Origin of the sequence: Pseudoalteromonas shioyasakiensis (assembly GCF_022398475.1) — a bacterium.
Lineage (GTDB): Bacteria > Pseudomonadota > Gammaproteobacteria > Enterobacterales > Alteromonadaceae > Pseudoalteromonas.
Map to the genome: position 1 here is coordinate 1 of NZ_JAKEVM010000318.1, position 527 is coordinate 527.

Consider the following 527-nt stretch of genomic DNA (forward strand, 5'->3'; position numbering starts at 1 on the left):
ACTGAAGATAGTTCAGTTATTATTTTCTACTTCCCTCTCGTTGCACTCCCTTTATCGCTATTACTGATCGGTGACAACTTTGTGATACCCGATATGCACCTTACGGTGATGCTCATACTCGTAGGGATCTTCACCCAAATAGGACAACTTGGGTTGACTAAGGCAATGCAGACACAAGCAGCAGGTAAAGCATCCGCTTATTCCTACATTCAAATAGTGTTCTCGATATTGCTAGGTCTTGTTCTGTTTAACGAGCTGCCATCGATATGGACTTACTTAGGCGGTGCACTCATTGTTTTAGGTGCGCTAATCAATGTCTTTGGGAAAGATCTGCGATTGCCTTTCTTACGCTCTCGCTAGAACTAAGGTTGCTAGGCTTGGCTTCGGTTATCCCGAAACGACTGGTTTAGCAACCAAACCGAAGACCATAGAATAGCGACTGCGATAATTGAACGTAACCAATAGATCAACATACGTTTTATCAAGGTATGATAAGCCGAATAAACGGTTATTGAATATGGATAACG

1 protein-coding gene is annotated in these 527 nt (G+C 42.5%); it reads left to right on the plus strand.

Annotated elements, in window-relative coordinates:
* On the plus strand, positions 1–360 hold a 360-nt coding region (locus tag L1D51_RS21700; RefSeq protein ID WP_239964858.1), incomplete at its 5' end, for an EamA family transporter.
* Positions 361–527: the final 167 nt, after the last annotated feature.